Annotated in this window: 19 protein-coding genes; 12 read left to right on the top strand and 7 right to left on the bottom strand. The window is 52.9% G+C overall.

All coding sequences use genetic code 11. From position 1 onward, the window contains the following. Positions 1-61 precede the first annotated feature (61 nt). Both AC6I7T_RS10330 and ppk1 read right to left on the bottom strand, forming a co-directional pair. A complete protein-coding gene (locus AC6I7T_RS10330) occupies positions 62-2,269 on the bottom strand; it encodes a TonB-dependent receptor (protein ID WP_497793301.1) in 2,208 nt (735 codons plus the stop codon). A gap of 909 nt (positions 2,270-3,178) precedes the next feature. Then, the gene (ppk1, locus tag AC6I7T_RS10325) at positions 3,179-5,344 is read right to left on the bottom strand and encodes a polyphosphate kinase 1 (protein WP_497793300.1); all 2,166 of its coding nucleotides are present in this window, start codon (positions 5,342-5,344) and stop codon (positions 3,179-3,181) included. A gap of 300 nt (positions 5,345-5,644) precedes the next feature. On the opposite strand from ppk1, the gene AC6I7T_RS10320 reads away from it, so the two are divergent. From AC6I7T_RS10320 to AC6I7T_RS10285, 8 genes are all read left to right on the top strand, one after another. Then, positions 5,645-6,235: a hypothetical protein gene (locus tag AC6I7T_RS10320; protein ID WP_497793299.1), complete on the top strand. Its 591-nt coding sequence runs from the start codon at positions 5,645-5,647 to the stop codon at positions 6,233-6,235. A gap of 283 nt (positions 6,236-6,518) precedes the next feature. After that, the gene (locus AC6I7T_RS10315) at positions 6,519-7,901 is read left to right on the top strand and encodes a TolC family protein (RefSeq protein ID WP_497793298.1); all 1,383 of its coding nucleotides are present in this window, start codon (positions 6,519-6,521) and stop codon (positions 7,899-7,901) included. A 2-nt stretch (positions 7,902-7,903) separates the two neighbouring features. After that, positions 7,904-9,151: an HlyD family secretion protein gene (locus AC6I7T_RS10310; protein ID WP_497793297.1), complete on the top strand. Its 1,248-nt coding sequence runs from the start codon at positions 7,904-7,906 to the stop codon at positions 9,149-9,151. 311 nt (positions 9,152-9,462) lie between these two features. Next, positions 9,463-11,082: an NAD(P)H-hydrate dehydratase gene (locus AC6I7T_RS10305; RefSeq protein WP_497793296.1), complete on the top strand. Its 1,620-nt coding sequence runs from the start codon at positions 9,463-9,465 to the stop codon at positions 11,080-11,082. After that, on the top strand, positions 11,079-11,549 hold the full coding sequence (tsaE, locus tag AC6I7T_RS10300; protein ID WP_497793295.1) for a tRNA (adenosine(37)-N6)-threonylcarbamoyltransferase complex ATPase subunit type 1 TsaE: 471 nt from the start codon (positions 11,079-11,081) through the stop codon (positions 11,547-11,549). Before AC6I7T_RS10305 ends, tsaE begins: the two co-directional genes overlap by 4 nt. A 254-nt stretch (positions 11,550-11,803) precedes the next feature. Continuing rightward, complete coding sequence (locus AC6I7T_RS10295; protein WP_497793294.1) at positions 11,804-12,619, top strand: hypothetical protein; 816 nt, start codon at positions 11,804-11,806, stop codon at positions 12,617-12,619. A 10-nt stretch (positions 12,620-12,629) separates the two neighbouring features. Continuing rightward, positions 12,630-14,423: an ATP-binding protein gene (locus tag AC6I7T_RS10290; RefSeq protein ID WP_497793293.1), complete on the top strand. Its 1,794-nt coding sequence runs from the start codon at positions 12,630-12,632 to the stop codon at positions 14,421-14,423. Positions 14,424-14,433: 10 nt separating this feature from the next. Then, positions 14,434-16,332 carry a DNA translocase FtsK gene (locus AC6I7T_RS10285; RefSeq protein ID WP_497793292.1) on the top strand — a complete coding sequence of 633 codons (1,899 nt, stop codon included), beginning with the start codon at positions 14,434-14,436 and terminating at the stop codon, positions 16,330-16,332. Between the two features lie 70 nt (positions 16,333-16,402). Here the strand turns inward: AC6I7T_RS10285 and AC6I7T_RS10280 are convergent, their stop codons facing one another. From AC6I7T_RS10280 to AC6I7T_RS10260, 5 genes are all read right to left on the bottom strand, one after another. Beyond that, positions 16,403-17,170: an enoyl-ACP reductase FabI gene (locus AC6I7T_RS10280; protein WP_497793291.1), complete on the bottom strand. Its 768-nt coding sequence runs from the start codon at positions 17,168-17,170 to the stop codon at positions 16,403-16,405. Positions 17,171-17,232: 62 nt separating this feature from the next. Continuing rightward, the gene (gene murI / locus AC6I7T_RS10275) at positions 17,233-18,045 is read right to left on the bottom strand and encodes a glutamate racemase (protein WP_497793290.1); all 813 of its coding nucleotides are present in this window, start codon (positions 18,043-18,045) and stop codon (positions 17,233-17,235) included. After that, positions 18,042-18,656, bottom strand: coding sequence for a GerMN domain-containing protein (locus AC6I7T_RS10270; protein ID WP_497793289.1), 615 nt, complete (start codon positions 18,654-18,656; stop codon positions 18,042-18,044). The genes murI and AC6I7T_RS10270 overlap by 4 nt, the downstream gene beginning before the upstream one ends. After that, positions 18,656-19,378, bottom strand: a complete 723-nt coding sequence (locus AC6I7T_RS10265) for an N-acetylmuramoyl-L-alanine amidase family protein (RefSeq protein WP_497793288.1) — start codon at positions 19,376-19,378, stop codon at positions 18,656-18,658. The genes AC6I7T_RS10270 and AC6I7T_RS10265 overlap by 1 nt, the downstream gene beginning before the upstream one ends. Then, a complete protein-coding gene (locus AC6I7T_RS10260) occupies positions 19,362-20,690 on the bottom strand; it encodes a DUF1015 domain-containing protein (RefSeq protein ID WP_497793287.1) in 1,329 nt (442 codons plus the stop codon). Before AC6I7T_RS10260 ends, AC6I7T_RS10265 begins: the two co-directional genes overlap by 17 nt. Positions 20,691-20,935: 245 nt before the next feature. Between AC6I7T_RS10260 and AC6I7T_RS10255 the strand changes: the two genes are divergently transcribed. From AC6I7T_RS10255 to AC6I7T_RS10240, 4 genes are all read left to right on the top strand, one after another. After that, positions 20,936-22,024, top strand: coding sequence for a VWA domain-containing protein (locus AC6I7T_RS10255; RefSeq protein WP_497793286.1), 1,089 nt, complete (start codon positions 20,936-20,938; stop codon positions 22,022-22,024). Then, a complete protein-coding gene (locus AC6I7T_RS10250; RefSeq protein WP_497793285.1) occupies positions 22,008-23,123 on the top strand; it encodes a VWA domain-containing protein in 1,116 nt (371 codons plus the stop codon). Before AC6I7T_RS10255 ends, AC6I7T_RS10250 begins: the two co-directional genes overlap by 17 nt. A gap of 33 nt (positions 23,124-23,156) precedes the next feature. Further along, positions 23,157-24,128: a signal peptide peptidase SppA gene (sppA, locus tag AC6I7T_RS10245; protein ID WP_497793284.1), complete on the top strand. Its 972-nt coding sequence runs from the start codon at positions 23,157-23,159 to the stop codon at positions 24,126-24,128. 70 nt (positions 24,129-24,198) lie between these two features. Continuing rightward, the gene (locus AC6I7T_RS10240; RefSeq protein WP_497793283.1) at positions 24,199-24,540 is read left to right on the top strand and encodes an HU family DNA-binding protein; all 342 of its coding nucleotides are present in this window, start codon (positions 24,199-24,201) and stop codon (positions 24,538-24,540) included. Positions 24,541-24,702: the final 162 nt, after the last annotated feature.

Raw genomic sequence — 24,702 nt, 5'->3', positions numbered from 1 at the left:
TTCTATGAATGGCCATGCGTTGCCTGGCTCCAACAGAAGCTACAGCCTGACACCCAGGGTTTTAGTAATGGAATTTATAGCGAATCTGAACAGAGAGCATTCTTGGGTCGGCAAAGTGCGTGCCACCAAAGGTGTTGCTTGTGTCCAGTTGATAGCGCTTGTTTGTAAAGTTGGTTGCCGACAGGCGAACAATGAGAGATTCGCCAAAGTTCTTTCCTATCGAGAGGTCCAAGGTCCTATAGCTAGGCAAATGTTCTGGCCCGTCCTCCCGTAGAAAGCCGGAACCATAGTTTATGTCGAGTGCCGCGAAGGCGTGCCAGGGGAGATTGCCATCTGCTCCGGCTGCCAGCGTATTCCGTTGGTCGTGATCCAGATAGAATCCGCCGGTCGGTGGAGGACTAAAGTCGGTTAAGCCCCCGTTGGTACCTCCAAATCCTTGTGTTTGCTGATTCGAATAAACAAGATGTGCATGCATGTGCTTCCAGAGCATCGGCGAGCGGAGGTTCGCTTCATAGGCCTTGATGCGGGCTGAGCTGATTGTAAGAGGAAGGAAGATATTCGAATTTCCGATGGCGTCATGATCGAAAAAATTGTGTGCCCCGGTGCGGAAGTAATCGAAATCTGCAACCCATCCTCGGATAGGAATGCTTATGCCAACTTCATGCTGCTCGTCGCGCTCACCATGCAATGGAGCGAATCCGAGGCCTTGAGTAAGTGCGTATTGTTCGAGAGGTCCTGAGACAGTATCTAGTGGAGGCGCCTGATAGAAACGTGAATACGCTCCCCGGATTGCAATTCCTGTTTTCGGGATGCGAATCGCCACACCAACCCTGGGATCGGCTGCATTTTCGTTGAGAAGTCCGGCAAAGTGAGTCATACGGATTCCGCCAGTGAGCGTTAGCCAGGAAGTTGCTTTGTATTGATCTTCGAGAAACAAAGCTTCCAGATCCCCTCCTGGATGGACCTTTTGCCGGAAGGCAAGATTGCTGCCATCATTTGCTACAAGAGAGAAGAGGGTGTTGTCCTGCTGTCCAAAGACGTAAAGTCCGGCCCGGGCGTTGTGCTTACCCTTTACTTCAGAGAGAGAAATCTGACCACCTTCGTAATTGGAAGCACGGTTATTGGTTGTAATTGGGGAATCGGCGGGTCCCCCTTCAAATGCTGCACGATTAAAGTGGTAAAAAGGTGAGATGGTAAGCAGAATCCCCGGCGAGTAAGTTCTAGCCCAGGTTAGAGTTGCAAAGCCATCCTGCTCTCTCTGCCGATCCCTGATGGCATTGGCCTGCATCTCCGGATCATTCGGAACCTGATAGTAGTCTGCGCGGAAACCGCCGTTGAAGCGCCACTGATCGCGAGGACTTGCGTTGTAAATAAGAGAGGTGAAGGCTCCACCGCCTGAAGCATGATTATGAAGATTTACGCTGGTCGGAGCCTCCAAACCGTAATCGGAGCGATTGCCGTTTGCGCTTACATAATAGGCAAACTTCTCACCATGGTCTCCAAAGCTTAATTGATCGTCGGTGGCATTGTAGGTGCCATAGCTGGTGACAAGTTCCGCCTGGCGATTACGTTCGAAGCCGGTACGCGTGGCAACGTTGAAGACTCCATAAGTGCGGTCTCCGTAATCTGCCGCAAAACTTCCACTCTGAGCCTCAAGATAATCTACGTCCTTGGGATTGAATTGCGGACCTACATTGGAGGCGATGTTGGTATTCGGCAGCGGTACGCCATCGATAGCCCAGGTGATCTGATGTCCTCCGCGAACATGCAGCTGATCATGGATCATGTATGCGCCGGGAACGAAATTTGTCACGATGCGGAAGCTGTTTGTGGAATCGACTCCGGCGTAGTGGGCTATCTGTTCGCGAGTGATCAGTGTTGTCCTTGTGGAGGATTCAGTATCGGGCCCAGCGGCTGTGGCTGTTACATCCACATTCTGTTGGAGAGAGGCAATGGCAAGTTGATAGTGCAGCACGGGGGCGCTGCCTGAAGTTAGCTCGATTATTTGAGCCTGAGGGGCGAATCCTGATGCTTCTACGGTCACAACGTATTCTCCTGCCGGTATTGCGGAGAATTCAAAGACTCCCTCTGCGTTACTTTTTGTCGTTTGCTGAAAAGCAGAGGTCTTTGACTGTAGCGTTGCCTTGGCACCCGCAATCGGTTTGTGCTCGGGGTCGTGAATCACTCCACGGACATTAGTAAGAATTACAGCGAATGCGGAGAGGGCAATAAGAGATAAAAAGAGAAATGAGACGAAAACTCGTCGCACCGCAACCTCCAGATCTATCAATGGTTCGTCAACTAGCGAATACCGGACATCGCTCTCGAAATGCGAAGGGGCGCACTAGGAAGAGCCGGATTCTATGGTCGTGTGAATAGAAGGCGGATGATCTTCCAACCGGACTGGAATACACGCTGTGCTGTGACTTATTTGCGCCGTGCAGCTGGTTCAGGAAGATCGGCTAGAGGGTGTGCTGTGCTGGAGGGCCGCGTTTCTGCCTGCTACGGTCGAAAGAGATTCGATATCGTGCTTCTGTTTGAGAATTGGCTGCCGGATGGCTGACAATTTCGGCGTAGAAGATACCAGTACTGAAAAGAAATGGCGAAGTATTATTGGCCGCTGTTGCAGTTTTGGGGGAGTACGGGCACTTCTCCCGGATTGAGGCGCCTTGGTTTCTTCTCGTGGCCATTACCATTGTGCAGTGATGCTTGCCGTTCTTTCTGCAGCAGGCCGGGACAGTGTTTTCTTCGCGTATAGAAGAAGCGAGCAGCGGCGCGCTTAGGGAGTAGCCCCATATTAGTAGCAATACAATGGCAATCAAGCGCCGCATGAGAATCAGTGTAAAGCAGCTAGAGGGGATTTAGCTACTAAGCGCCGGTTGCGCAAGCCAAGCCAGCTTTATGAAATTTATTTTCATGTTCAAAATCGGCTGCGGTAAAGGTAGCCGTACAGGGGTAAGTTTTAAAGCCGCGCCCGGTTGCCGATATGGAAGTCTTGGCTCACCCCACTCTAGAGCAATCCATCGTCACGGTGTCCTTCCGGAGAAGGACGCTGTGCAGGTTGCCGTAACGGGAGCGCTGTATAAATGGTCGTTACTCCGAAATTGCCCTGGCCGCTCCGTTTCGCTTTGCTGCGAAATGGGCACGCGGGGCTCTACAGTAGCTTTGCAAGCACAGGCTAGTCTGCCGCCGGAGTATTGTCGGTCTTGCGCGCTGTTTTTCTAGGCTTCTTCTTGATCGGTTCCGGGAACTTCGGGATGTTGCTGACAGACTCTTTCCCTTCCGCGAGAAGAATCAGGAACTGCTGAGAGTTAAAGAGCGGTGCGCTTTTCTGCAATTTGTGTGCGTGGATATATTGTCCATCGCTCTGCATGATGCGAGCTTTTACCGTATCGGCCAGGCAGGCAGCCAATATCTCGCACCTCAATCTGGATTTCAATTGGGGATCTCGGATCGGAAAGACAACTTCGCAACGTTCGAAGAGGTTGCGTGGCATCCAATCGGCGCTGCCACAATAAACTTCGTCGGAACCGCCATTTTCAAAGTAGAAGACCCGGCTGTGTTCCAGGAATCGGCCAACGATCGAGCTGACACGGATGTTCTCACTCATGCCTTTGATTCCTGGACGAAGGGCACAAATACCGCGCACGATCAGATCTATCTGAACGCCGGCATTCGATGCCTGGTAGAGTGCTTCGATCACACTTTGCTCGAGTAGAGAATTCATCTTGGCGATGATGTGTGCCGGGCGTCCTGCAGCAGCATGTTCTGCTTCGCGATGAATCAGGCGAATAAAGTTTTCAGCCATCGTTAATGGCGCTACCAGCAGTGGTTGGTAGTCATCCGATTCGGCATGAGCTGTTAGATAGTTGAAAACCATGTGTACTCGCTCGGTGATTTCCGTGTCACAGGTCAAGAAACTTATGTCTGTGTAGAAACGAGCAGTATCCGGGTTGTAGTTGCCGGTTCCCAAGTGACAGTAGCGGCGAGTTACGCCATCCTCGTCATGACGAACAAGCATTGCCAGCTTGCAGTGGGTTTTAAGGCCTACTACTCCGTGGAAGACCTGTACTCCGGCATCCTCAAGATCACGTGCCCAGCGGATATTAGAGGCTTCATCGAAGCGGGCCATTAGCTCGACGACTACAGTTACCTCTTTACTTTGTGCAGCTTCCGTGAGGGCCTGGAACATTGGCGAGTCGGAGCTTGTTCGATAGAGAGTCTGTTTAATGGTGACAACACGAGGATCTTGCGCTGCAGACTGAATGAAGCCGACGACGGCGTCATAAGAATCATAAGGATGGTGCAGCAAGATATCGCGGTGGCGTAGATCGTCGAATAAGTCTGTTGCTTTGCGACTCAGATGCAGCGCGTGAGGCACAAAAGACGAAAACTTTAGGTCCGGTCTCTTTGTTTCGCTATAGAGATACATCAGGCGGGAAAGATTAACCGGTCCGTCTGTCTTGAATACCTGGAAGTCGTCCAACTCGAAGTTGATGCGCAAACGTTCGATGATCTCCGGGTCGGCATTATTTTCAATCTCCAGCCTTACGGCGTCGCCCTTTCTACGGTTATGCAGTTCGGCGCGAATGCTTTCGAGTAAGGAACGGGATTCTTCCTCCTGGAGATAGAGGTTCGAGTTACGAGTAACTCGAAACGCAGCCCTGGAAAGAATCTCGTATCCGCGATACATCCCGGCGGCATTCTGCTCGATCAAGTCATGAAGGTAGAGAAAATCGTTCGTTCCCTCTTCTGAGGGAAGGGGAACCAGTCGCGGTAATGTCCTTGGGACGGTTACCACACCGAGAACAGGTCCGGCAGAACCCTTACGCTTGCGGCGCAGCATCAATGCCAGACACATGGCCTTGTTCAGGACGCGCGGGAATGGATGTGCGGGATCGATGGTGATCGGCGTAAGAAGCGGGTCGACCTCTTTTTGATAGAAGGAGACGGCATGCCGGTGCGCCTCTTCACTTAGTTCGTCCCAGCGCAGAAGGCGGACGCCGTTCTTCCTTAAGTCTGGAAGAAGTTGTTCATTCCAACAACGATACTGCTCGCTGACAAACTTTTGCATATCATCGGCGATTGCCGCAAGGGTCTCCTGCGGTGTGAGGCCATCGAAACCGGGTTCGTGGTAGCCGTCCTCAATTCGCTGCAGGATACCCGCGACCCTGATTTCCACAAACTCGTCGAGGTTGCTGGCCGTAATGGCAAGGAACTTCAATCGTTCCAAAAGCGGGTTAGAGGGATCCTGAGCCTCTTCTAGCACACGACGGTTGAAGTTCAGCCAGGAGGCATCGCGGCTGATGAAGTGTCGTTGACGGCGTAGAACAGTTGTCGGCATAGTGTCAGACGGATTCCAGGGGTATGCCCAGTTCGGGGGCAAATCAATGTAGAGCCTACACCTTATCGTCTCTACTAATTGTCATACAGGAAATGCGATTTTGAGATGTGAATGTAATACGAAAACAACAGTTGATGGGAAGGTTGTCTAGAGTTCGTTACTAGCTATCGCTAAATGCTGGCAGAGCTACAAAGTTCAGGATGACGTAACGGAATTTAACCATACGGGTAATTTGACGGATTCCGAGTCTCTCTAGGAGGATGGAAGAGCCTGCCTTAGACTGGAAGTAGGAGAGATTCCATGAGCAATGATCCCTGTAGTAAATCAGAACAATTGCTGAGTGCAGATCGCGCTGCTCTTGAGCTCTTCCAGCTCGCAGCGTTGTTGCTCGGCGATGAAAGCAAAGCCGTCACCGCTGTGGAAGCCGGGCTTCAAGAGTCCGAAATCGATCCCTGTGCCGATCCTGAGGGCTCCCGCCGTATTGTCCGGGAACGAGTCATGGTAGCAGCGCTTCGTCTTGCTGCGGCAGGAAACGAACCGTCATTTATCGCTCCGGAAAGCGCCTCTGAGGTTAATTCTTGCCTGGAGGATGATGAATTGAGTGCGGTAGGAATCTCTGCTGCTCAATTGAATGAATTATTCCAAGGGGCGGGACGTGAGCGTATGCGGCAGTGGTTGGAGCAGTTGTCTTCTGTTTCGCGCGCGATCTTTGTTCTAAGAGCCATTGCCGGCCTTTCCGGAAGTCAAACTGCGACATTATTACGAGAGAATGCAGGTCCATCGGCCGGTGGTTGGAGTCCTGAAGGTGTAAGCGCTATCTTCCGGCAAACTCTGTGTTCGCTTACTTCGCTCCTGGTGCAGTCTTCCCAGGTGCCGGAAGTCTCAAGTTAGTCCGGGCCAGGGCGAGCAAAGATTCACAGTCTGTTGCTCCCCTTTATCTCAGTGGAAGCAATAAACTTGGGGTTGTGTGCTGAAGAACACAAAGGGTCTGTTTGTGTTCGTTAAAGCATCCTAGAAAATGCTCTAGAAGCTTCTTTTTTGCACATTTCGGCTACGGTCGAGCATCCAAAGTTCCAAACAGTACTTAGGTGAGAGTCGTTCCCAAGTGAACAATTTTCAGGTTTTAAGAACAATTCGGTGGGGATCCACCCTGTTTGCGGGGGCATGTCTATTGATGTCAGCCGTTGCCCAGGAGTCGGGGAGTGCCGGATCCGGCTCATCGGCGGTCGTCCAATTGCCTGCCGCTCAAAGCTCTGGAAACGGTTTCCGGGGCAGTGTGATTACGGAAAAGGCAACGGATTCAGTGCTGCAGCTTTCCCTTGACGAGGCCATCAAACGGGGATTACAGCACAATTTGGGACTTATCCTATCCGGTACCAATATCCGGTCCGCGGGGGGCCAGCGCCTTCAGCAATTACAAGCGCTGTTGCCTACGGTTGATGTTTCCGCGCGTGAAGCCCTGGAACAGGTAAACCTGCAAGCGCAAGGACTGAATATCCCGGGAATTTCTCCGATTATTGGTCCATTTAGTTACACGGACATTCGGGGCAGCTTCAATTGGTCGTTGTGGAATGTTTCTTCGCTGCAAAACTATCTTGCATCGCGGCATAACTTTCAGGCTTCCAATCTTTCGGCTCAGGATGCAAAGGACATGGTTGTCCTGACTGTCGGCAATGCCTATCTGTTAGTAATTGCCGATGCCGCTCGTATCCAGACAGCTCAAGCTCAGGTTGATACTTCGAAGGTATCGTTGGATCAGGCTGTTTCCAACCATCAAAGCGGTACCGCTCCATTGCTGGACGAACTCCGTGCCCGGGTCGATTACCAGACGCAGCAGCAATCGCTGATATCGGCTCGGAATCAGTATGAGAAGGACAAAATTGCTCTGGCCCGGGTGATTGGTCTCCCTCTTGAGCAGAAGTTTGAACTGGCCGATCAGGCCCCCTATGCGGCTCTGGACAATATCGATGTCGCTGCCGCTGTAAAACAGGCGCTTGAGAACCGCAAGGATCTGTTGGCTGCGAATGAACAGACCTTGGGGGCTGAGAAGTCATATAAGGCTGCGAAGGCTGAGCGTTTACCGACCGTGAATTTTCAAGGTGACTATGGGCTGATTGGTCCGACCTTGGGTAATTCGCACGGGACTGGAAATGCAGTGGGAACCGCAAGCGTGCCCGTTTTTGAGGAGGCCCGTTTGCGCGGAGATGCCCGCGCCGCTCAAGCACAGCTCGAGCAAAAACGTGCGCAACTGAGCGATTTGCAGGCCCAGGTAAATGCAGATGTTCGCAATAGTATTTTGGACATCCAATCAGCAGCCCGTCAGGTTGAAGTGGCTCACAGTAATGTTCAGCTGGCAACAGAGGCCCTGAGCGAAGCCCAGCAGCGGTATGCAGCGGGCGTTTCAGACAATCTTGCCGTTTCACAGGCACAACAGTCAGTAGCCCAGGCCAACGACCAGTATGTCGGAAGCCTGTATCAACACAATATTGCCAAGCTCTCTCTGGCTCGGGCTCTCGGTGTAGCCCAGAACTATAAGGACTACGTAGGAGGAAAGTAATCGTGGCGGAACAGATCGCTGAGCGCTCCAGCCAAACGGATAGAGATGCGCATGATACAGCGGAATCAAATGATTATCCGCGTCCGCAATCGCGTCGCCGTTTCATCATTTTAGGAGTCATTGCCGCTGTTGTCGTAATTGGTGGGCTTTTCTGGTGGCACTCAACTTATTACGAGGACACTGACGATGCCCAGATCAACGGACACCTGATTCAGATCAGCTCTCGTGTCACCGGACATGTCATAAAAGTGAATGTGGATGAGAACCAGTTTGTTCCTGCGAACACGGTGGTTGCTGAGATTGATCCCAAAGATTACGAAGTAGCTGTTCAGCAGGATCAGGCTGCACTCGACAGTGCTTTGGCCAGTTATCAGGCCGCGACGGTTAACGTTCCGATTACCGGGATCAATACTGGTAGCACTCTTCGTTCGGCGAATGCGGATGTAACCAGTTCTCATGCCCAGATCGAGCAGTCTCTTCGTCAGTTGGAATCGGCAAAGGCAAAGGTTGCCCAGGCTCAAGCCAACAACACAAAGGCACAGCTGGATTTGCAGAGATATACGCCCCTGGTTCAGAAAGACGTTATCTCTCGCCAGCAATATGACGCAGCCGTGGCTGCCGCAGATGCGCAGAAAGCTGCATTGGTGGACTCTCAGGCCGGACAGGCAGCTGCCGAACAAGGCGTGCGCGTAGCTCGCGAACGTTTATCTCAGTCCGAGGCCCAGTTCAAGAATGCACAGACCGGTCCTCAACAGGTAGCTATTCAGAAAGCACGTGCGGATCAAGCTGCTGCTCAGGTGCAACAGGCTCGCGCGGCTTTGGAACAGGCAAAGCTGAATCTGAGCTATACGAAGATCGTTACTCCGGTTGCCGGTATCGTCACTCGCAAGAGCATTGAGGCCGGTCAGAATATCTCAATCGGCCAAAACATGATGACGCTGGTTTCTCTGGACGATGTTTGGATTACTGCCAACTTCAAGGAAACGCAGCTTCGCCATATGCGTCCCGGACAGGCAGTTTCGATCAGCGTAGATGCTTATGGCCGTAAGTACGATGGCAAGATCACACAGATCGGTGGAGCTACCGGTTCGATGCTCAGCCTCTTCCCGCCGGAGAATGCAACCGGCAATTACGTGAAGGTCGTTCAACGTGTTCCTGTGCGTATTGACCTGACCAATCCGGATCAGAACAAGGATCATCTCCTGCGTCCTGGTTTATCGGTTGAACCGAAGGTGCGGGTGAAGGAGTGAGAAACGCAGCTAAGAAGCGGCCAGCTGATAAAGCGGCTAGCCAAAATCCGGTTGGCTAAAAAGCGGGCAGCTGGATGCTGGTGTTTCTATCTCTAATTGCTGTCGATGGCATTTTTCAATTAACTCAAGAGAGCCTATCAGCCAATGGAAACTAGGTTGATGGGCTCTCTTTTTGTCCGCCGGTTCCGTTCCCAATGATTTCCGTTGAAGGAAAGGGCTGTAGACACGGTGAAACTCGTAGACCGGACTTTATTCGACCGGATTTTAGCTGTTCGCTTCTTCGCTGGCCGCTTCTTAGCTATCCTTTCATTGTGAAGATTCTGACCTCAGCAGAGATGCGGGAAACGGATCGCCTTACATCCGAGCGGTATGGTGTTCCTTCTCTAACGCTCATGGAAAATGCCGGCCACTCGGTTGCCAAATTTGTTCTTGCTGAGTTTCCGACCCGACAACGTGTCGTCGTTCTGTGTGGCCGTGGAAATAATGGCGGCGATGGTTTTGTTGCTGCGCGTTATCTGGCTGACGCAGGATGCCAGGTGACCGTGCTGCTGCTGGGATCCTCCGACAGGCTCTCTACCGACGCTGGAGCGATGTTCAAACGCTACGAGGGTCACGTAGTTGAGGTACTGGCAGAAGAAGAGCTTCCTGCACACGACTCGCTTCTCCGAGAGGCAAACCTGTTTCTGGATGCGGTTCTGGGAACCGGCTTCAAGCCTCCTTTACGTGGACTTGCACTGGCTGTGCGAGATCGTCTGCTGGATTGTGTGCGTGTGTCCAATGCTCTTGTCGTTGCTGTCGATTTGCCATCGGGATGGGATGCCGATTCCCGTTCGGCTTCGATGGATAATGCATTTCCGGCAAATGCCGTGGTTACATTTACGGCTCCGAAGATTGCCCATATCTATGGAAATCTGACCAGTCATTACTCCGAAGCGATTGTTATGGCTCCCATTGGTTCGCCTGAGGAAGCGATTCTCTCGGATACAGGTCTTTCATGGGCAGGTGCCGCAAAGGCAATTGCAGAGCAGCCGCGGAAGCCGGATTCGAATAAAGGCAAGTTTGGGCATGTTTTGATCGTGGCGGGAGCAAGAGGAAAGCCCGGCGCTGCTGCTATGGCTTCCTTAGCTGCCCTGCGTTCCGGCGCTGGTTTGGTTACCGCCGCTGTGCCATCATCCATCCTGCCGTCGGTTGCGGGCATCACTCCCGAACTAATGACTCTTCCTCTGCAGGAAGGTCCCTATGGCGAGATAAGTTTGAGCAATTTGCAACCGCAGGCGCTTGAAGAGGTCCTCGATCGGAAAACGGTGCTTGCTGTGGGTCCGGGTATTTCACAAGCCGGCGATGCTTCGGAGTTGGTTCGGGAACTGTTGCGGAAGACAGTGCTGCCGGTGGTCATCGACGCCGATGCGCTCAACGCGCTGGCTGGCCATCTGGATGTGTTGCCAAAGGATAAAGTGAGAACCGTGGTGCTGACTCCTCATCCAGGAGAGATGGCGAGGCTGGTGGGGAAGAGTATTCAAGAGGTCCAGGGGAACCGGGAGCAAATTGCGCGGGATTTTGCCCTGCGATATTCGGTTACGCTGGTTCTAAAAGGGTGGAGAACACTCATTGCTCATCCCGATGGCCGCATCGCAGTGAATACGACCGGAAATCCGGGAATGGCGAAGGGCGGCTCAGGCGACATCCTGACGGGAATTGTGGCTGCAATGCTGGCACAGTATCCCCGGAATCCTGCGGAGGCGGTGGAAGCAGCGGTTTATTTGCACGGACTTTCGGCAGATTTTGCTTTGGAGGAGCAGGACGAGCATACTTTACTCGCGACGGATACTGTAGCTCATCTTTTTCGTGCTTTTCGCTTTCAGTCTAGGGACCAACACGGGTATGTTTGGATACAAGGACTACCTACCAGGATGAAGAAGGAATGCTTATGACCAAGACTACCGACGCCCATCAATTTGAGACCCATTCGAGCGCCGATACGGTCGAAGTCGGGCGCCAACTCGTTCGTCTCCTGGAACCGCCTAAATTCCTGATCCTTCGGGGAGAGCTTGGAACTGGCAAGACGACGCTTGTAAAAGGCATCGCTCAGGCACTTGACGCAGCAGAGCCCGACGAGGTGACCAGTCCAACCTTTACGTTAATTCACGAATATACCGGTGTTCGCGATGTAGACGGCCATCGGCAGGAGGTTACGCTTTATCATCTCGATCTCTACCGTCTCGAGGGAGAGCGCCAGCTGGAATCCCTTGGGCTTGATGATCTTATGACCCCAGACAGCATCGTTCTGGTCGAGTGGGGTGAAAAGTTCAAGAGCGTGATGAAGCGGGCCAACGGGGAAATCGCAATCCAGTCCACTGGTGGCGACGCTCGCCGTATTACAGTGACGTTGAAGGATTAATCTTTACCGGGTGCCGGATCGCCAAATCTGGGTTACGAAAACTGAATAGATAATTCTGTCTCTAGATTAAGGGGTGCTCCCTCCTCGCCACGAGGGGTAGTGTTTGCCTCCTCAGTCGGCATGTTTTATGGGGTATTTTTTCGGTTAATCAACAATGCCGCAATTTCTTCCGGGAAATTCAAAGGACCCAAACACTTTCTTTGTAAGATTAGTGAGCAGTTATTTGCCATGCCGGGAATCCTTGGAGGGCATTGATGGATTTGGATTTACTGGATACTGTCTGTTCTCGATTGGCAGCCGTAGAAAAGCCGATCGGCTATGCCGCTTTGAAGAAAGCTCTTGTAAAGAAGAGCGGCATTACAGAGCCAATGCTCAAAGAAACAATAGAAGTGGGCCTAAATGCATCACGGATCTATTTCTGGGGAGACTACGCAAGAAGTAAGCAGTGTTACTGGCATTGCAGCCGGGAAGAGTTTCTCGATCAGGCAATTGTGAAGTTCTGCGTGGTGCGTGCCCGAAAGCGTCCGGAGATTAAGATTGCCGGGTTTACAGAGGTGAGCGTTCGCGCTCGCGTTCTGGAGCTGTTGAAAAACGGTCAGCTGAAGAGTTATCCCGCCCTTGGGCTGGAGAAGGACTTGATTGGCAGTGTCGATCCTGCGTCTTACTTGGTGGTGTTGCGTGAGTTCGCCGGGAAGCGGCTGGAAAAGTCGGGGATCAACCCTGAGCTGTTCTTTTGTTCAACTGTTGCAGGGGGTGAAGGCGATTCCATTGTGCGGTCAGAAGCCAGCAATCTGTTAGGTCTGGAAGAGCGTATTCTGGAGGCCCTTCGGAAGATGGAGCCGGAGCCGGGGATTCCGGTATTGATGAACCGCCTTCGCAGCGAATTGCGGCTTTCCTCTGTAGATAAGATGGCCTTTGATTGCGCAGTTTTGCAGCTTAGAGAGGACAAGAGAGTCTATTTAAGCGCTCATCATCATCCCTACGGGCTCTCCAAGGAGGAACTCGATGAGTTTGTCGATGGAGGAGATGGATCGCAGTATGTGGCCATAGCACTCCGGGACAACGGTTGAGCAGGAAACCATGCTGAATCCATTCCTTAGTTCTGTCGCAGGCATTGATCTTGATCGGGAGCGCGCCGATGTTGCGGAAATTAATGCAGAGGCCTTTCGGAGATGTCAGGAACTCGTAAATGATGTGCGTCAAAGCGGGTCAACCCAATCGCTCTGGCTCTATGGAGATCCCGGAAGCGGCAAGACTCATCTTCTTGGCCGTTTGCAGCGGTGGCTTGAGGAACGCGAGCAGCAAGGTGAATTGTCGGTATTTGTTCCTATTCGTATGGTTTCTAGTCACAGGATGCTATGGCGCTTGATTCGTGAGCGTCTGGCAGAAGTGCTCTTGAGGCGGCGCGAAGATGGGGCAAGAATCCTGCATTCGGTTTTAAAGAGCTCAGCGGATGAAATTGCAGAGGAAAACAGAAATCTCGGAATAGCTCTTAAGAATCTTTTGCACGGAACTTTCCTTGCCGATGCGGCTGCCTGGTTGAAAGGGCACGAACTTCCTCAATCCTCAATGGAGACGCTAGGCCTGGCATCGGGACGAGAGGACGAGGATTTCGAGGCTGAGAGCGAACGTATTGTTTGTTTGCTATGCAAGTTCATCGTTCCGGTTCCTGTGATCTTTTGTTTTGATCAATTGGAAGCTCTCGAAAGCTATTCCGGAGACAGCGCGGGATTTTTGCAACTCGGACATGTTCTTGCGGCACTCTATGACAACACGCATAACGCGGCGATTTTTTCCTGCGTACAAACAGGACTGATGCCGAGTTTGCTTAAGGGGGCGATTGGAAGCCAGGATCGGGATCGGCTGATGCGCAGGCAGAGTGTCTTGCTCCCTCTGAGTTGGGAGCAGGCATGCCATCTCGCTTCTGCTCGTCTGGATACTTTACCGGACCTTCGCGAAGAGCGACAAAAGCACGAGGGCATGATCTGGCCACTGGATCTGAAGATACTCCAGGAGCGTTTCCCTAGCGAAGGGGTGTTGGTAGCACGCAAGGTGATCTTTCATTGTTCCGATCTCTTCGAGATGTGGAAAAGTGGGAAGGTTACTGCGGAAGAGCGTTCCCCTGAGTCCTTTCTGGAAGATAGTTTTCAGGCCCGTCTTCACTCGAGTCCGGTTGAGAAGTCGGACCGGGTGCTTCGTGCCGGATTACCTTCACTGTTTCGGTTGCGAGGCCTGGAGTACGAAATAGCCGATCCCCAGCGCTTCTCGGTCCTGGAGGGATTCGTTCGTGGAGCAACACCGATGGCTGTAGCCGTGTGTAACCAGAGTACACAGGGTGGAGCACTGGCCAGGCGTCTGGAAAAGTTACAAAACGAGTGGCCCGCAGAGATTCCTTCTCTTGCTATTTTTCGCGACGCGAGAAGGGGCATAGGTCGTAATGCCGCATCGACGCAGGAGAAGCTTGCTGCGTTGCGGAAACGGGGCGGTCGCCTTGTTTCTGTGGAGCCGGAGGCAATGGCTGCTTTAAACGCCATGAATGAATTGCTGGCGGATGCACGCTCGGGAGATCTGGATTTTCGCGGAGATGCTCTGTCTCCAGCTTCGGTAGAGAGCTGGTTATCCGGTCATCTTCCGGTGCCTCTCGATGACTTGTTTGACGGTTTAGGCGGAGAGCCTGCGGTGAAGATGCTTACTGCTCTTACGGCATTGCTGGATACAGAAAGAGTCCTTCGTCTGGAGGATGCTGCCAGTCAGTTGGAGGTCAGTACGGAGGAGGTGGAAGCTTTTGCACGTTGTCATCCGGCGTTGTTTGGGGTTGCTGGTGGGAACACATGTGTTCTTTACCGTGCTATTTCAGAAACCGGCGCAAAGTAGGAGCGCGGGAATGGTAAAGCTTTCCATTTCGAAAATCAGGCAGGCGTTGTGGCAGCAGTACTCGCAATCGAACGCTGCAAGCGAAAGTTCAGCAAGTGCTTTGACTGGCCGGATTTTTCATGAAATCTTCTCCGATCTGATGGGACCGGATACGGAAAAGCAATGGCAATCAGTGGTTGGTTCGGATGTCGGGCTAGATGAAAAGCGGCTTTTACAGCATGTCTATGATCGCCTGCTTGGCCCCCGGCTTACAGCCAATCAGGCAGCTCTTGCGGAGTCTGGAAGCCAAGTATGGAATCTATGGCGGGCAACGAACGCTATGTGTTGCTGGCTTTCGGAACTCTTGAGGGATGCAATTCAGGATGGACTTTTGCACTTCGACGAAAGGGAGCAGAAGTGGAACGGCACGGACAGCCTTTATTTTGCGGAATGCCCACTGAGCTGGGAGCTGAAGGAACCAGGCTGGACTCATACGGTTCAAGTTACGGGTGTAGCCGATGCTGTGTGGAATAACCGCAAGACCGGCCGCTGGTGTGTTCTAGAGTTTAAGCTGGGAAATGCTGCTCCCGCTATAGATCTTGCGCAAGTATGCCTGTATTACGAGATGTTGAAGGCTTCCGGAATGGGGCGCAAAGGAGCGATGGCTCTAGTGTCGTTTCGTCCAGAGCGGGAAGAGCTCTTCTTTCCCGATGCTGAACTGCAAAATGCGCGACAAGCGCTTGTTAATCTGATTGGAAAGCTTGCAGGCGTTACAGGCGAGCCTCCCTTTGGCATTGCTCCGGAATCTCAAACGGATAGCTCCACTGCCGAAACCACTCCCGCAATCGACGAGTCTGTTACCGATGAAGTGCGCGAGGTCGGCTACGGCATTGTGTCGGTATTTGCTCAGTACGGGATTCCAGTGCGCCTGGATGGGGAGCCTGTCGTAGGGCCCTCTTTCTTGAGATTTCCAATTATGCCCGGTCGAGGCGTCCGCGTTTCCTTGGTTACGGCCAGGAGTGAGGACTTACAGATTCGTCTCCGGTTGGAAAATCCTCCGCTAATTCGCAAAGATGGCGGAAAGCTTGTTATCGATGTGCAACGTCGGAACCCCGAACCCGTGCTTTTCTCGACATTCGAGCAGCATTTGGGGACAATTGACCGTGGCTTCGGATCAGCCAAAGTCCCAGTCGGCCTGGATTTGAAGGGGACGATCCACTATGCGGATCTCTCCCAGAGTATTTGTCCTCATCTGCTAGTGGCAGGAACAGCAGGCAGTGGCAAGAGTGAGTGGATGCGTTCTGCAATTGCCGGATTGTTGCTGGCCAATACTCCGGATACTTTGCGATTGGTCGCGATCGATCCGAAATATAGTGCTTTCGAGGATCTGGAAGGGTCTCCATTCCTGTGGAAGGGAATGGGCATTGTCCATCCCGAAGGAGCGCTGGTTCCGGAGTTGCTGGTTTCTCTCATTGAAGAGATGGAACAGCGTATTCGGATTTTTAAGGATGCTCATTGCGACGATCTGTCTTCCTACGTGGAGGCCACAGGAAGACAGATGCCGCGGATTGTTTGTTTCTGTGACGAGTATGCGGATCTGATCGCCGAAAAGGCTGCGCGCAAGGAAATAGAGAGTTCCATCGCCCGTTTAGGTGCGAAGGCAAGATCTTCGGGCGTTCATCTGGTGCTGGCTACGCAGTATCCAAAGGCCGATGTCGTTTCCAGTGTGATCAAGGCCAATCTCTCCGGAAGGGTCTGTCTGAAGGTGACCGATGCAAAACAATCGCAGGTCATTTTGGGTGTTTCCGGGGCAGAGAAGTTATTGGGGAAAGGCGATTTGTTCTTTATGAATGTAGGAGAACCTGTCCGCCTTCAGGCTCTATTCCTCTCCAAAGAAGAAAGACAGCGGCTCTACAAAAGTCCAAACTGAATGGGGAAGGGCACAGCCAAAGCTGTGTCCTTCCCCATAAGAGCTTGTCGTTTACGGATCTAAACGGCTTCTAGAAGCCAACAATGTTGTAGCCGCAGTCGACGTAGATCGTTTCCCCGGTGATGCCACTGGACAGATCCGATGCCAAATAGACCGCTGTACCACCTACTTCGGATTGGTCGACGTTCCTGCCTAGAGGCGCACGGTCCGCGTGGTACTTGAGCATGTCACCCAAGGAGCCGATACCGCGAGCTGCCAGGGTCTTGATCGGACCGGCAGAGATGGCATTGACACGAATTTTCTGTTTGCCCAGATCGTAGGCCAGATAGCGCACGGTTGCTTCCAGTGCAGCTTTGGCGACTCCCATGACTTTGTAATGCGGAACTACCTTCTCAGCTCCGTAATAGGTCATGGTCATAATGCTGCCACCATCCGTCATGAGCGGGGCCGCAGCGCGACTGACAGCGATCAGCGAATAAACGCTGATGTCATGAGCGATCCGGAAGCCTTCGCGCGAAGTTTGCAGAAAGTCATTCTTCAGCTCATCGGAGGGGGCAAAAGCAACGCTGTGCACCAGAATATCCAGTTTGCCGAAGCGCTCCTTCAGAGCGGAGAAGAGAGCATCGATCTCTTCGTCTTTGGAAACGTCGCACTGGAAGGACTCTGCACCGGGCAGTTCCTTAATCAATTCGTCAGCTTCCGCCTTTAGACGCTCGTTCTGATAGCTGATAGCCAGACGTACGCCTGCCTGCTGCAATTTCTGGGCAATCGCCCATGCGATGCTACGCTTGTTCGCTAATCCAAAAATGACGGCAGTCCGTCCTTCAAGATTCAGCATGAATCTCTTTTCCTCCAACAGGCAGACACTCTCAATGACTTTCTGCCCAAAGGTCTAGCATATCAGCCGCCGAGGTCCACCAACTGAACCTCGCTCAGCGGACGGGAAAGAAACTGCGATCCCAGACGGCGGAATTTCTCCACGGAATCGGTGGCAAAGAAGCGGGAACGAACCTCCGGAGGTGCTTCTTTACAGTCAGTCAGGGCAAAGCAATGAACGGCCTCGTCCGCCGTTGCTTCGGCAGAATCGATGATCCGGATGTCCGATTTGACTGCTTTTTCCATCACATTGCGAAGCAGGGGATAGTGGGTGCAGCCCAGAACCAGGGTGTCCGGGTGGAGATTGGCTGTCCGGGATTCCTTTGCAAGCTCATCCAGGTAAATCGAGACAACCTGTTCCGTGACCGGATGGTTGATCCATCCCTCCTCCACCAGCGGAACCAACAGGGGGCAGGCCTTTTCGTGTGCGCGGAGGCCGCGATTTTTACAGGCCTGCGAATAGGCTCCGCTCTCGACGGTCGCAGCCGTGGCGATGACCAGGACGTCTTTTGTCCGCGAGTTGCTGCGTGCCCACTCTGCTCCCGGTTCGATAACGCCCAGGACAGGCACGGGAACCGCTGTCCGTATTGCATCGAGTGCCATGGCGCTAGCCGTATTACAGGCAATTACCAGGAATTGCGCCCCCTGATCGACAAGAAAACGTGCACTGGATACCGCATAGCGGGCTATCGTAGCGCGGGATTTTGAACCATACGGCAGGCGAGCCGTATCGCCGAGGTAAAGAAACTGGGCTTGAGGAATTTTCTTTTCTAACGCCTTTAATACTGTCAGCCCGCCAAATCCTGAATCGAAGACCCCAATTACGGGATAACTCATTGCTGGCTCCCGGTGGCTACACTGCTAGCCATGTATGCGCGTGTAAGGTCGGCGTGGCCTGCAAGAGTCTGCCTCTGTTCTCCATCGACTAAAAAACGCACCTGGGTAATCTGAGGCAAATTGGCATGGAGAGTTCCGCATATTGACAAAATTGTCAATGTTTCGGCCTCGATGCCGGAAGGATGAGCATCCACAAAAGCTCCTTTTAGATTGACGACAGCCATAACCCCTGTGCCGCCGCCATTAGTGTCTCTGGACAGAGGAACCAGAAAAACCTGATCCACTGCTCCGCCTTGTATGGCGATTGGATGTGAGGACTTTGGATCAGCATAGATTTCGAACAGCCTTTCCAGCAAGACCCGGGCCCGGGCTCCGAGGTCGGTGGGCAGTGGAATCTGCCGGCTTTGGGGCATTAATGAGCCATCCAGATCATTTGCCACCAGAAGAGATACTGTTTCATGCGCAGCACCGGCTGGAACGACTACAGGGGAGGTATCCTGGCCACCGAGGAGGCGATCTTCAGCCTTCTGCCGCAGGTGTATCAGGATGAGCGCCATGATGACGGATACCGAGAGCAGCACCCAGAGCGTGATCTTTTGATACTTGGGCATTAGGGCTGCTGCCTCCATTCGTTGCGCCACGCTACTAGCGCCGCTGCAACAGCATCGATTACACGTTTCTGGTAATCGACGGAATCGAGGCTAAGTGCCGGTTTGCCTCCGGTTGCGGCCAGAGGTGCGACTTCCAGTGCGACTGCGGGGCAGGCAAAACTGTCGAGAGGCTGCAGTGATGTTCGTGCCAGGGTCACCGGCGTTGCCGTGTGGGCCAAGGCTGCATTGATTTCGGACGACAGTTTCAAACTTTTAGTCGTGAAGGCCGATTGAGCCGTTTGCCAGGGCAGGAAATTGGCCGACGTTGTTTGCGCGAGCGATGAGGTAAACAGGTGGACTCCCGTACCGGTCGCGGTAGCGTGCAAACTAATGCAGGCAGCTGCCTGAACCCGGTTCGCAGCCTCCGCACGATTGAGAGCAGGAATCAGGGCATCTCCCTCACGGATGTTTACAACCTGAATTCCTTTGGCCGATAAAGCCGACCGTAAGCGCCCCACAAAGGCCAGGGTGACGTCTTTCTCATAAAGCTTGTCGTTGAGTTTTGTCCCCGTGTCCTGGCCGCCATGAGCTGCATCCAGGACAACTACAAAGCGTGGCTGCACTGCGGGCGTCTGCGTAGCGGGAAGCTGTGGTGTTGCGGGCTGCTGGGCAAAAGCTGTGTTGAGGAAAGTGAAGACGACCCCAAGAACCGCTGCCTTTCTCGTCTTACTGCTCCATTGCATAGATGGTTAAGCCGCTCAGTAACTTAGGGTAAAAATCTGTGGATTTCTGAGGCATAACCTCTCCGGCAAAGGCTACCTCACGCAATTGGTTCATAGTGACCGGATTCGTCAAAAAGGTAATATCGGCATTTCCGTTGCGAACTTGCTGCAGGGCTTCTCCTGCATCGCGGAGATAACGCAGATTTTTCTGTTCGCGGATTGCTTCGGGAGTGATATTCAAAAGCTTCTCCAGGACCACGGCGTGCAGTTGTACCAGGTCCAACTGGCGCTGCCTCGGGGAAAGTTGGCTGAGCTCTGCCGCGATCTCCTCAGCTTTAGCTTCGAGCAGCCAGGTCGCATCGTGAGTTGCAGCTACAAACGCCGTACCCGGGGTCGATTTTAATTTGTAGAGAAGAGCTTCTGTCCCAGTCTCCGGGATTGCGGTCAGGCGGAAGTATTTCCCTGCCTGGCGAACGAAATCTGCCGGAGCAAAATTCGGGAGTCCAAAGACGACCCGATGTGTTGGCAGAATCAGCAAGCCTTCCGAATCCATGTTGACGAAAGTCATCATAGCGGCCGCTTCGGGGTAGGGAGGGGCCGGAAGATCGTCAGGATTGCGTTCTGTCGAGGGCTGCGTCTTGGAGGCAAAGTTTTTTGAGTAATTGCGGGCCGTTTCATAACGGTGATGTCCATCGGCAATGATCAGCTTCTTGTCTCTCATTGTGGAGAGCAGCAGATTGATGGTCTGCGGATCGCTTATTTTTGTCAGCCGATGCTGTACGTCGTATTCGTCGGTAACCTCTACTTCCGGAGCTTCCGAGTCCGCAAAGAGGATCTTTTCCGCGGTGTGCGCAGGGTCGGAATAGAGCATGAAAATCTGTCCAAAGTGGGCGTGAGTAGCTTCCAAAAGCCGCAGGCGATCTGCTTTGGGTCCGGAAAGAGTCTGTTCGTGACGGAAGACTACCTGCTCGGAGTAGTCATAAAGTTCCCCGAGCGCGATAAATCCCTTGCGCTCCAGGATTTCGGTGCCTCCAGGCATGCGGAAGCGCTGAGAGTAGGCAAAAAGTGCAGGTTCCTTTTCTTCGACCAATATCTGCTTCTGACGCCATTCCGTTAGTGTTCGAGCGGCGCGCTCGTAAATATTGTTGTCCTTCTCCTGGTCAAACAACTCCGGAAGCCCTAGGATGATTCGCACCAGATTGTAGGGATTGCGGCGGTAATAGGCTTGCTGCATCGCCGGTGTGATTTTGTCATAAGGCTGCGTGACTACTTCTTCCAGTTTTACGAGTGACTGGTTATAGCGAAGAGCTCGAAAAGGATAGAGACGGGCCATGCAGTCGTAACCCCCGGTCTTGCGCGCAATCGGTGCCGCTGGGATTTGGCTCGATTGTAACGCAGCAAGTCTGTTTCAACGCCGGAACCCCGGAAAGGCGTTCCGCTTTGGATATTACCAACAGGCTGAAGGGCAGGCTGGTAATAACAATAGCTGGCCGCAAAACTATGTTTATTGCATCCTAAAGTTATAGGTGCTGCCGTAGAATTCGCCGTGCTAGGATGCAGCCATTGAGGGTGAGGATCATGGCGCTCGCAAGACGAGACCGGACCGCCAGTATTTCCCCGATGTTGGGCCATAGAGGCGTTCTCTGCCGCTTGCAGGCAGTGCTCTTTTTCATGGCTATGCTGATTCTGTTCCCGTCTCTTGCACCAACAGCGCAGGGGCAAGAGGACCAGCTGAATAAAGTTCATGTCGATCCGCCCGCGCCCAAGACGTCAGCTCTTCCCTCCGAACCCGCTCCTTTGGAGGGTGCGGAAGCGTTGCGTGCTCGCCCTGGATCGCGCATTCGTGTGGATGTAAACCTTGTGCTGGTTCCGGTCACAGTGACCGATCCCATGAACCGTCTGGTAACGGGGCTTGATCGCAAGAACTTCTCTGTTTACGAAAACAACGCTCTGCAGAAGATCCGGAGTTTCTCCTGTGAGGACTCGCCGGTTTCGATCGGCATCATTTTCGATCTGAGTGGAAGCATGACGTCGAAACTGGTACGGGCTCGAGAATCTATCCTTCAGTTCCTGAAAACCGCTAATCCTCAAGATGAATTTTTCGTCATTGGATTTAACGATCGTCCGGAACTGATTGAGGATTTCACTTCCTCGATAGAGGATGTCGAAGCTCGCTTATTAACCGTCCACTCCGGGCATAGGACAGCTTTGCTGGATGCGATCTATTTCGGCGTAAACAAAATGGCCCAGGCAAAATACGACAGGAAGGCTTTGCTGGTTGTCTCCGATGGTGGCGACAATCGCAGCCGATATACGGAAGGCGAAGTTCGCTCTCAGGTACGTGAAGCCGATGTGCAGATTTATTCCATTGGCATCTTCGACCCGTATGCACCGACCAGCGAAGAGCGCCTAGGTCCGATGCTTCTGCATGACATCAGTGAAGAAACCGGCGGCAGGCTCTTTCGTGTAGACGATTTGGCGGACATGGGAGACATCGCTGTGAAGATATCTACAGAGCTGAGGAACCAATATGTGCTCGGCTATCACTCCGATGATCTCAAACGTGATGGAAAGTGGCGTAAATTGAAAGTAAAGCTGTTGCAGCCTCAAGGGCTGCCTCCGCTTACTGTCCATGCCCGTACGGGATACTATGCGCCATTGCAGTAAGTGTTCGATTGCAAGCATCACGATATTGGTTCTAGCCCTTTGGCAGGGCGGTGCTGCTTTTTCTCAGCAGAACTCTGCCAGCGCTCCCCAGCAGACACCTCCAGCTGTGGATCACGACCCGGTGCGTTCTCCTGATCCGGAGGTTGCTCCAGGATCGAACGGAAGTGCACCTTCATCTTCTTCGGCTCCTTCAGGCGATATCTCCCGTGATACGCACGGAGGCTATGTCCTTCGCCGCGATGTTGAAGAAGTCGTACTGAATGCAACCGTACTGGATGAGAACAATCATCTGGTTACCACTCTGGACAAGAACGCCTTCCGTGTTTTGGAGGATGGCGTTCCACAGACCATCGCCAGCTTTCAGCATCAGGATGTACCCGTTTCGTTGGGGCTTCTGGTCGATAATTCCGGTTCCATGTACAAGAAGCGTCCGGCGGTAAATACGGCGGCTGTTGACCTGGTAAAAGCTTCGAACCCTCAGGATGAGGCGTTCGTGGTGAATTTTGCCGACGAACCCTACCTTGACCAGGATTTCACTTCGGACGTGAACAAGTTGCGGGATGGTCTGGCGCACATCGAGTCCAAGGGCGGCACGGCTCTGTATGACACGATTGTTGCGTCTGCCGATCAGATGGCAAAAGCTGCCAAACGTCCTAAACAGGTTCTAATCGTTGTTACCGATGGCGAGGATAATGCTTCCAGCCTCACTCTGGAGCAGACGATTCGTCGTGTGCAGGAGCTGCAAGGGCCGGTCGTTTACTCAATCGGATTGCTCTTCGGCGATGAAATGTCGGGACGGGAATCCCGCCGGGCGCGTCGAGCTCTGCAACTTTTATCGGATGAGACCGGTGGCGCCGCCTTCTTTCCTCACTCGTTAAAAGAGGTGGACGCCGTTGCGACGGAGGTCGCGAAGGATATTCGTAACCAGTACACTATTGGGTATCGTTCGACAAAACCCTATAGTGCTGGCGGATATCGTCGTGTCCAGGTGGAAGCGAAGGCTCAGGGTTTCAAGAAGCTGAATGTCCGTACTCGAGCCGGCTACTATCCTCAGAGTTCAAAATCGGGCAAGCGGACATCTTCGTCAGGGACGAGGTAGGACCAATAACTTAACCGACCGGTGTTCACTGTTATGAATACCGGTATACACCTATATGGATTTGCTCTAAACTCACCGGCTATGAACGAACCTCGACGGCATTCTTTCGGATTTTGGCTTTTAATCGGCGGCGGACTCTTCGCTGCTTTTGTCCTGGCTGTGTGCCTGCTTGTTTGGGTAACAGTGCAGTCGTTTTCCGGAGAATCCTCTGGTCTTGGCTCGCTGCGTAGCGGCGGCAGCATCGGTGTAATCGATGTTGACGGCGTCATTATGTCGGCAGATACCCTGGTCGATCAGATTCGCAAGTTCGATCAGGACGACTCCATCAAGGCGATTATTTTGCACATCAATTCGCCGGGTGGCGGAGCGGCAGCTTCCCAGGAGGTGTATCACGAGGTACGCCGGGTCAGAGAAGCGCACAAGAAGCCAATTGTTGCCGCCATCGAGAGCGAAGGGGCTAGCGGGGCTTATTACATTGCTTCGGCGACAAACAAGATCTATGCCAATGAAGCATCGGTAGTGGGCTCCATAGGCGTTATTGCCGAGTGGATCAACTACGGCGATCTTCTGAAATGGGCGAAGCTGAAGAACGAAACGCTGAAAGCTGGTGCTTTGAAGGATGCCGGTTCACCTATGCGTGAGCTGACTCCCGAAGAGCGAGCCTATATGCAGGGCCTCATCGATGACATGCACACCCAGTTCATTCGTGATGTTGCCGTGGGCCGCAAATTGCCAGTCGAGCAGGTACGTGCTGTTGCCAGCGGACGGGTTTGGACCGGAGAACAGGCCATGCCCCTGCACTTGATTGACAAAATAGGTACCTTTCGTGATGCTCTCCTCGAAACTGCTCACCAAGTAGGCCTTTCCGGGGAGCCAAATGTAGTTAAGCCGAAGGTGCCGCACAAGGGCTTACTCGATATCCTGACGGGAGATCCGTCGGATCTATTCCCAGGACCGGGTAAACTTTTGGAAAGAAATGCGAATTTCTACTTTCTTTGGAAATAAATCCCGTAGAATCTGCATCTACATCATAGGCAACTAGCTTATTCTTAAAATATCTGGGAGCAGGCCGGCCATGACCAAAGCAGATTTAGTCGAAGAAGTCACTCAACTCGGCGATTTGACGCGCCGGGACGGGGAAGTCATTGTCGATACCATTTTTGAATCTGTCATTGGAGCCTTACGATCGGGCGATAAGATTGAGATCCGCGGGTTTGGCAGTTTCAGAATCCGGCAACGGAAACCCCGCATCGGGCGCAATCCAAAAACAGGTGCTCGTGTCGACGTGCCAGCAAAACGTGTTCCGTACTTCAAGCCGAGCAAGGAATTGCGCGACTTGGTGAACCCTGGCGGAAATCATTCTTCCAAGGGTGGCGGACAGGAGATGGCTGCGGGATCCACCGATACCGCTGCCTGAAACGTTTTACCGCCGTATTACGGTGGGAGGCTATTGTTCCGGGGTCTTACCCCGGATTTAGCATCGTCCGAAGGACGATGTATTGACGCAATGAGAACGGATATCCCGTGTCCCTCGAAGTGTGTTTGGAGGAATGCGGGATATCACATTCCTCTCCTTCTC

The sequence above is a fragment of the Humiphilus diazotrophicus genome, from assembly GCF_059726315.1.
The sequence above is the reverse complement of the archived record's forward strand: the minus strand, read 5'-3'. Positions and strand labels throughout refer to the sequence as shown.

Bases quoted from the DNA above. Each gene is read 5' to 3' on its own strand.
- ppk1 (WP_497793300.1), bottom strand. From the start codon at position 5,344: ATGCCGACAACTGTTCTACGCCGTCAACGACACTTCATCAGCCGCGAT.
- AC6I7T_RS10265 (WP_497793288.1), bottom strand. From the start codon at position 19,378: ATGCAATGGAGCAGTAAGACGAGAAAGGCAGCGGTTCTTGGGGTCGTC.
- AC6I7T_RS10320 (WP_497793299.1), top strand. From the start codon at position 5,645: ATGAGCAATGATCCCTGTAGTAAATCAGAACAATTGCTGAGTGCAGAT.
- AC6I7T_RS10290 (WP_497793293.1), top strand. From the start codon at position 12,630: ATGCTGAATCCATTCCTTAGTTCTGTCGCAGGCATTGATCTTGATCGG.
- murI (WP_497793290.1), bottom strand. From the start codon at position 18,045: ATGAGTTATCCCGTAATTGGGGTCTTCGATTCAGGATTTGGCGGGCTG.
- AC6I7T_RS10255 (WP_497793286.1), top strand. From the start codon at position 20,936: ATGGCGCTCGCAAGACGAGACCGGACCGCCAGTATTTCCCCGATGTTG.
- tsaE (WP_497793295.1), top strand. From the start codon at position 11,079: ATGACCAAGACTACCGACGCCCATCAATTTGAGACCCATTCGAGCGCC.
- AC6I7T_RS10270 (WP_497793289.1), bottom strand. From the start codon at position 18,656: ATGCCCAAGTATCAAAAGATCACGCTCTGGGTGCTGCTCTCGGTATCC.
- sppA (WP_497793284.1), top strand. From the start codon at position 23,157: ATGAATACCGGTATACACCTATATGGATTTGCTCTAAACTCACCGGCT.
- AC6I7T_RS10280 (WP_497793291.1), bottom strand. From the start codon at position 17,170: ATGCTGAATCTTGAAGGACGGACTGCCGTCATTTTTGGATTAGCGAAC.
- AC6I7T_RS10295 (WP_497793294.1), top strand. From the start codon at position 11,804: ATGGATTTGGATTTACTGGATACTGTCTGTTCTCGATTGGCAGCCGTA.
- AC6I7T_RS10260 (WP_497793287.1), bottom strand. From the start codon at position 20,690: ATGGCCCGTCTCTATCCTTTTCGAGCTCTTCGCTATAACCAGTCACTC.
- AC6I7T_RS10315 (WP_497793298.1), top strand. From the start codon at position 6,519: ATGTCAGCCGTTGCCCAGGAGTCGGGGAGTGCCGGATCCGGCTCATCG.
- AC6I7T_RS10285 (WP_497793292.1), top strand. From the start codon at position 14,434: ATGGTAAAGCTTTCCATTTCGAAAATCAGGCAGGCGTTGTGGCAGCAG.
- AC6I7T_RS10240 (WP_497793283.1), top strand. From the start codon at position 24,199: ATGACCAAAGCAGATTTAGTCGAAGAAGTCACTCAACTCGGCGATTTG.
- AC6I7T_RS10250 (WP_497793285.1), top strand. From the start codon at position 22,008: ATGCGCCATTGCAGTAAGTGTTCGATTGCAAGCATCACGATATTGGTT.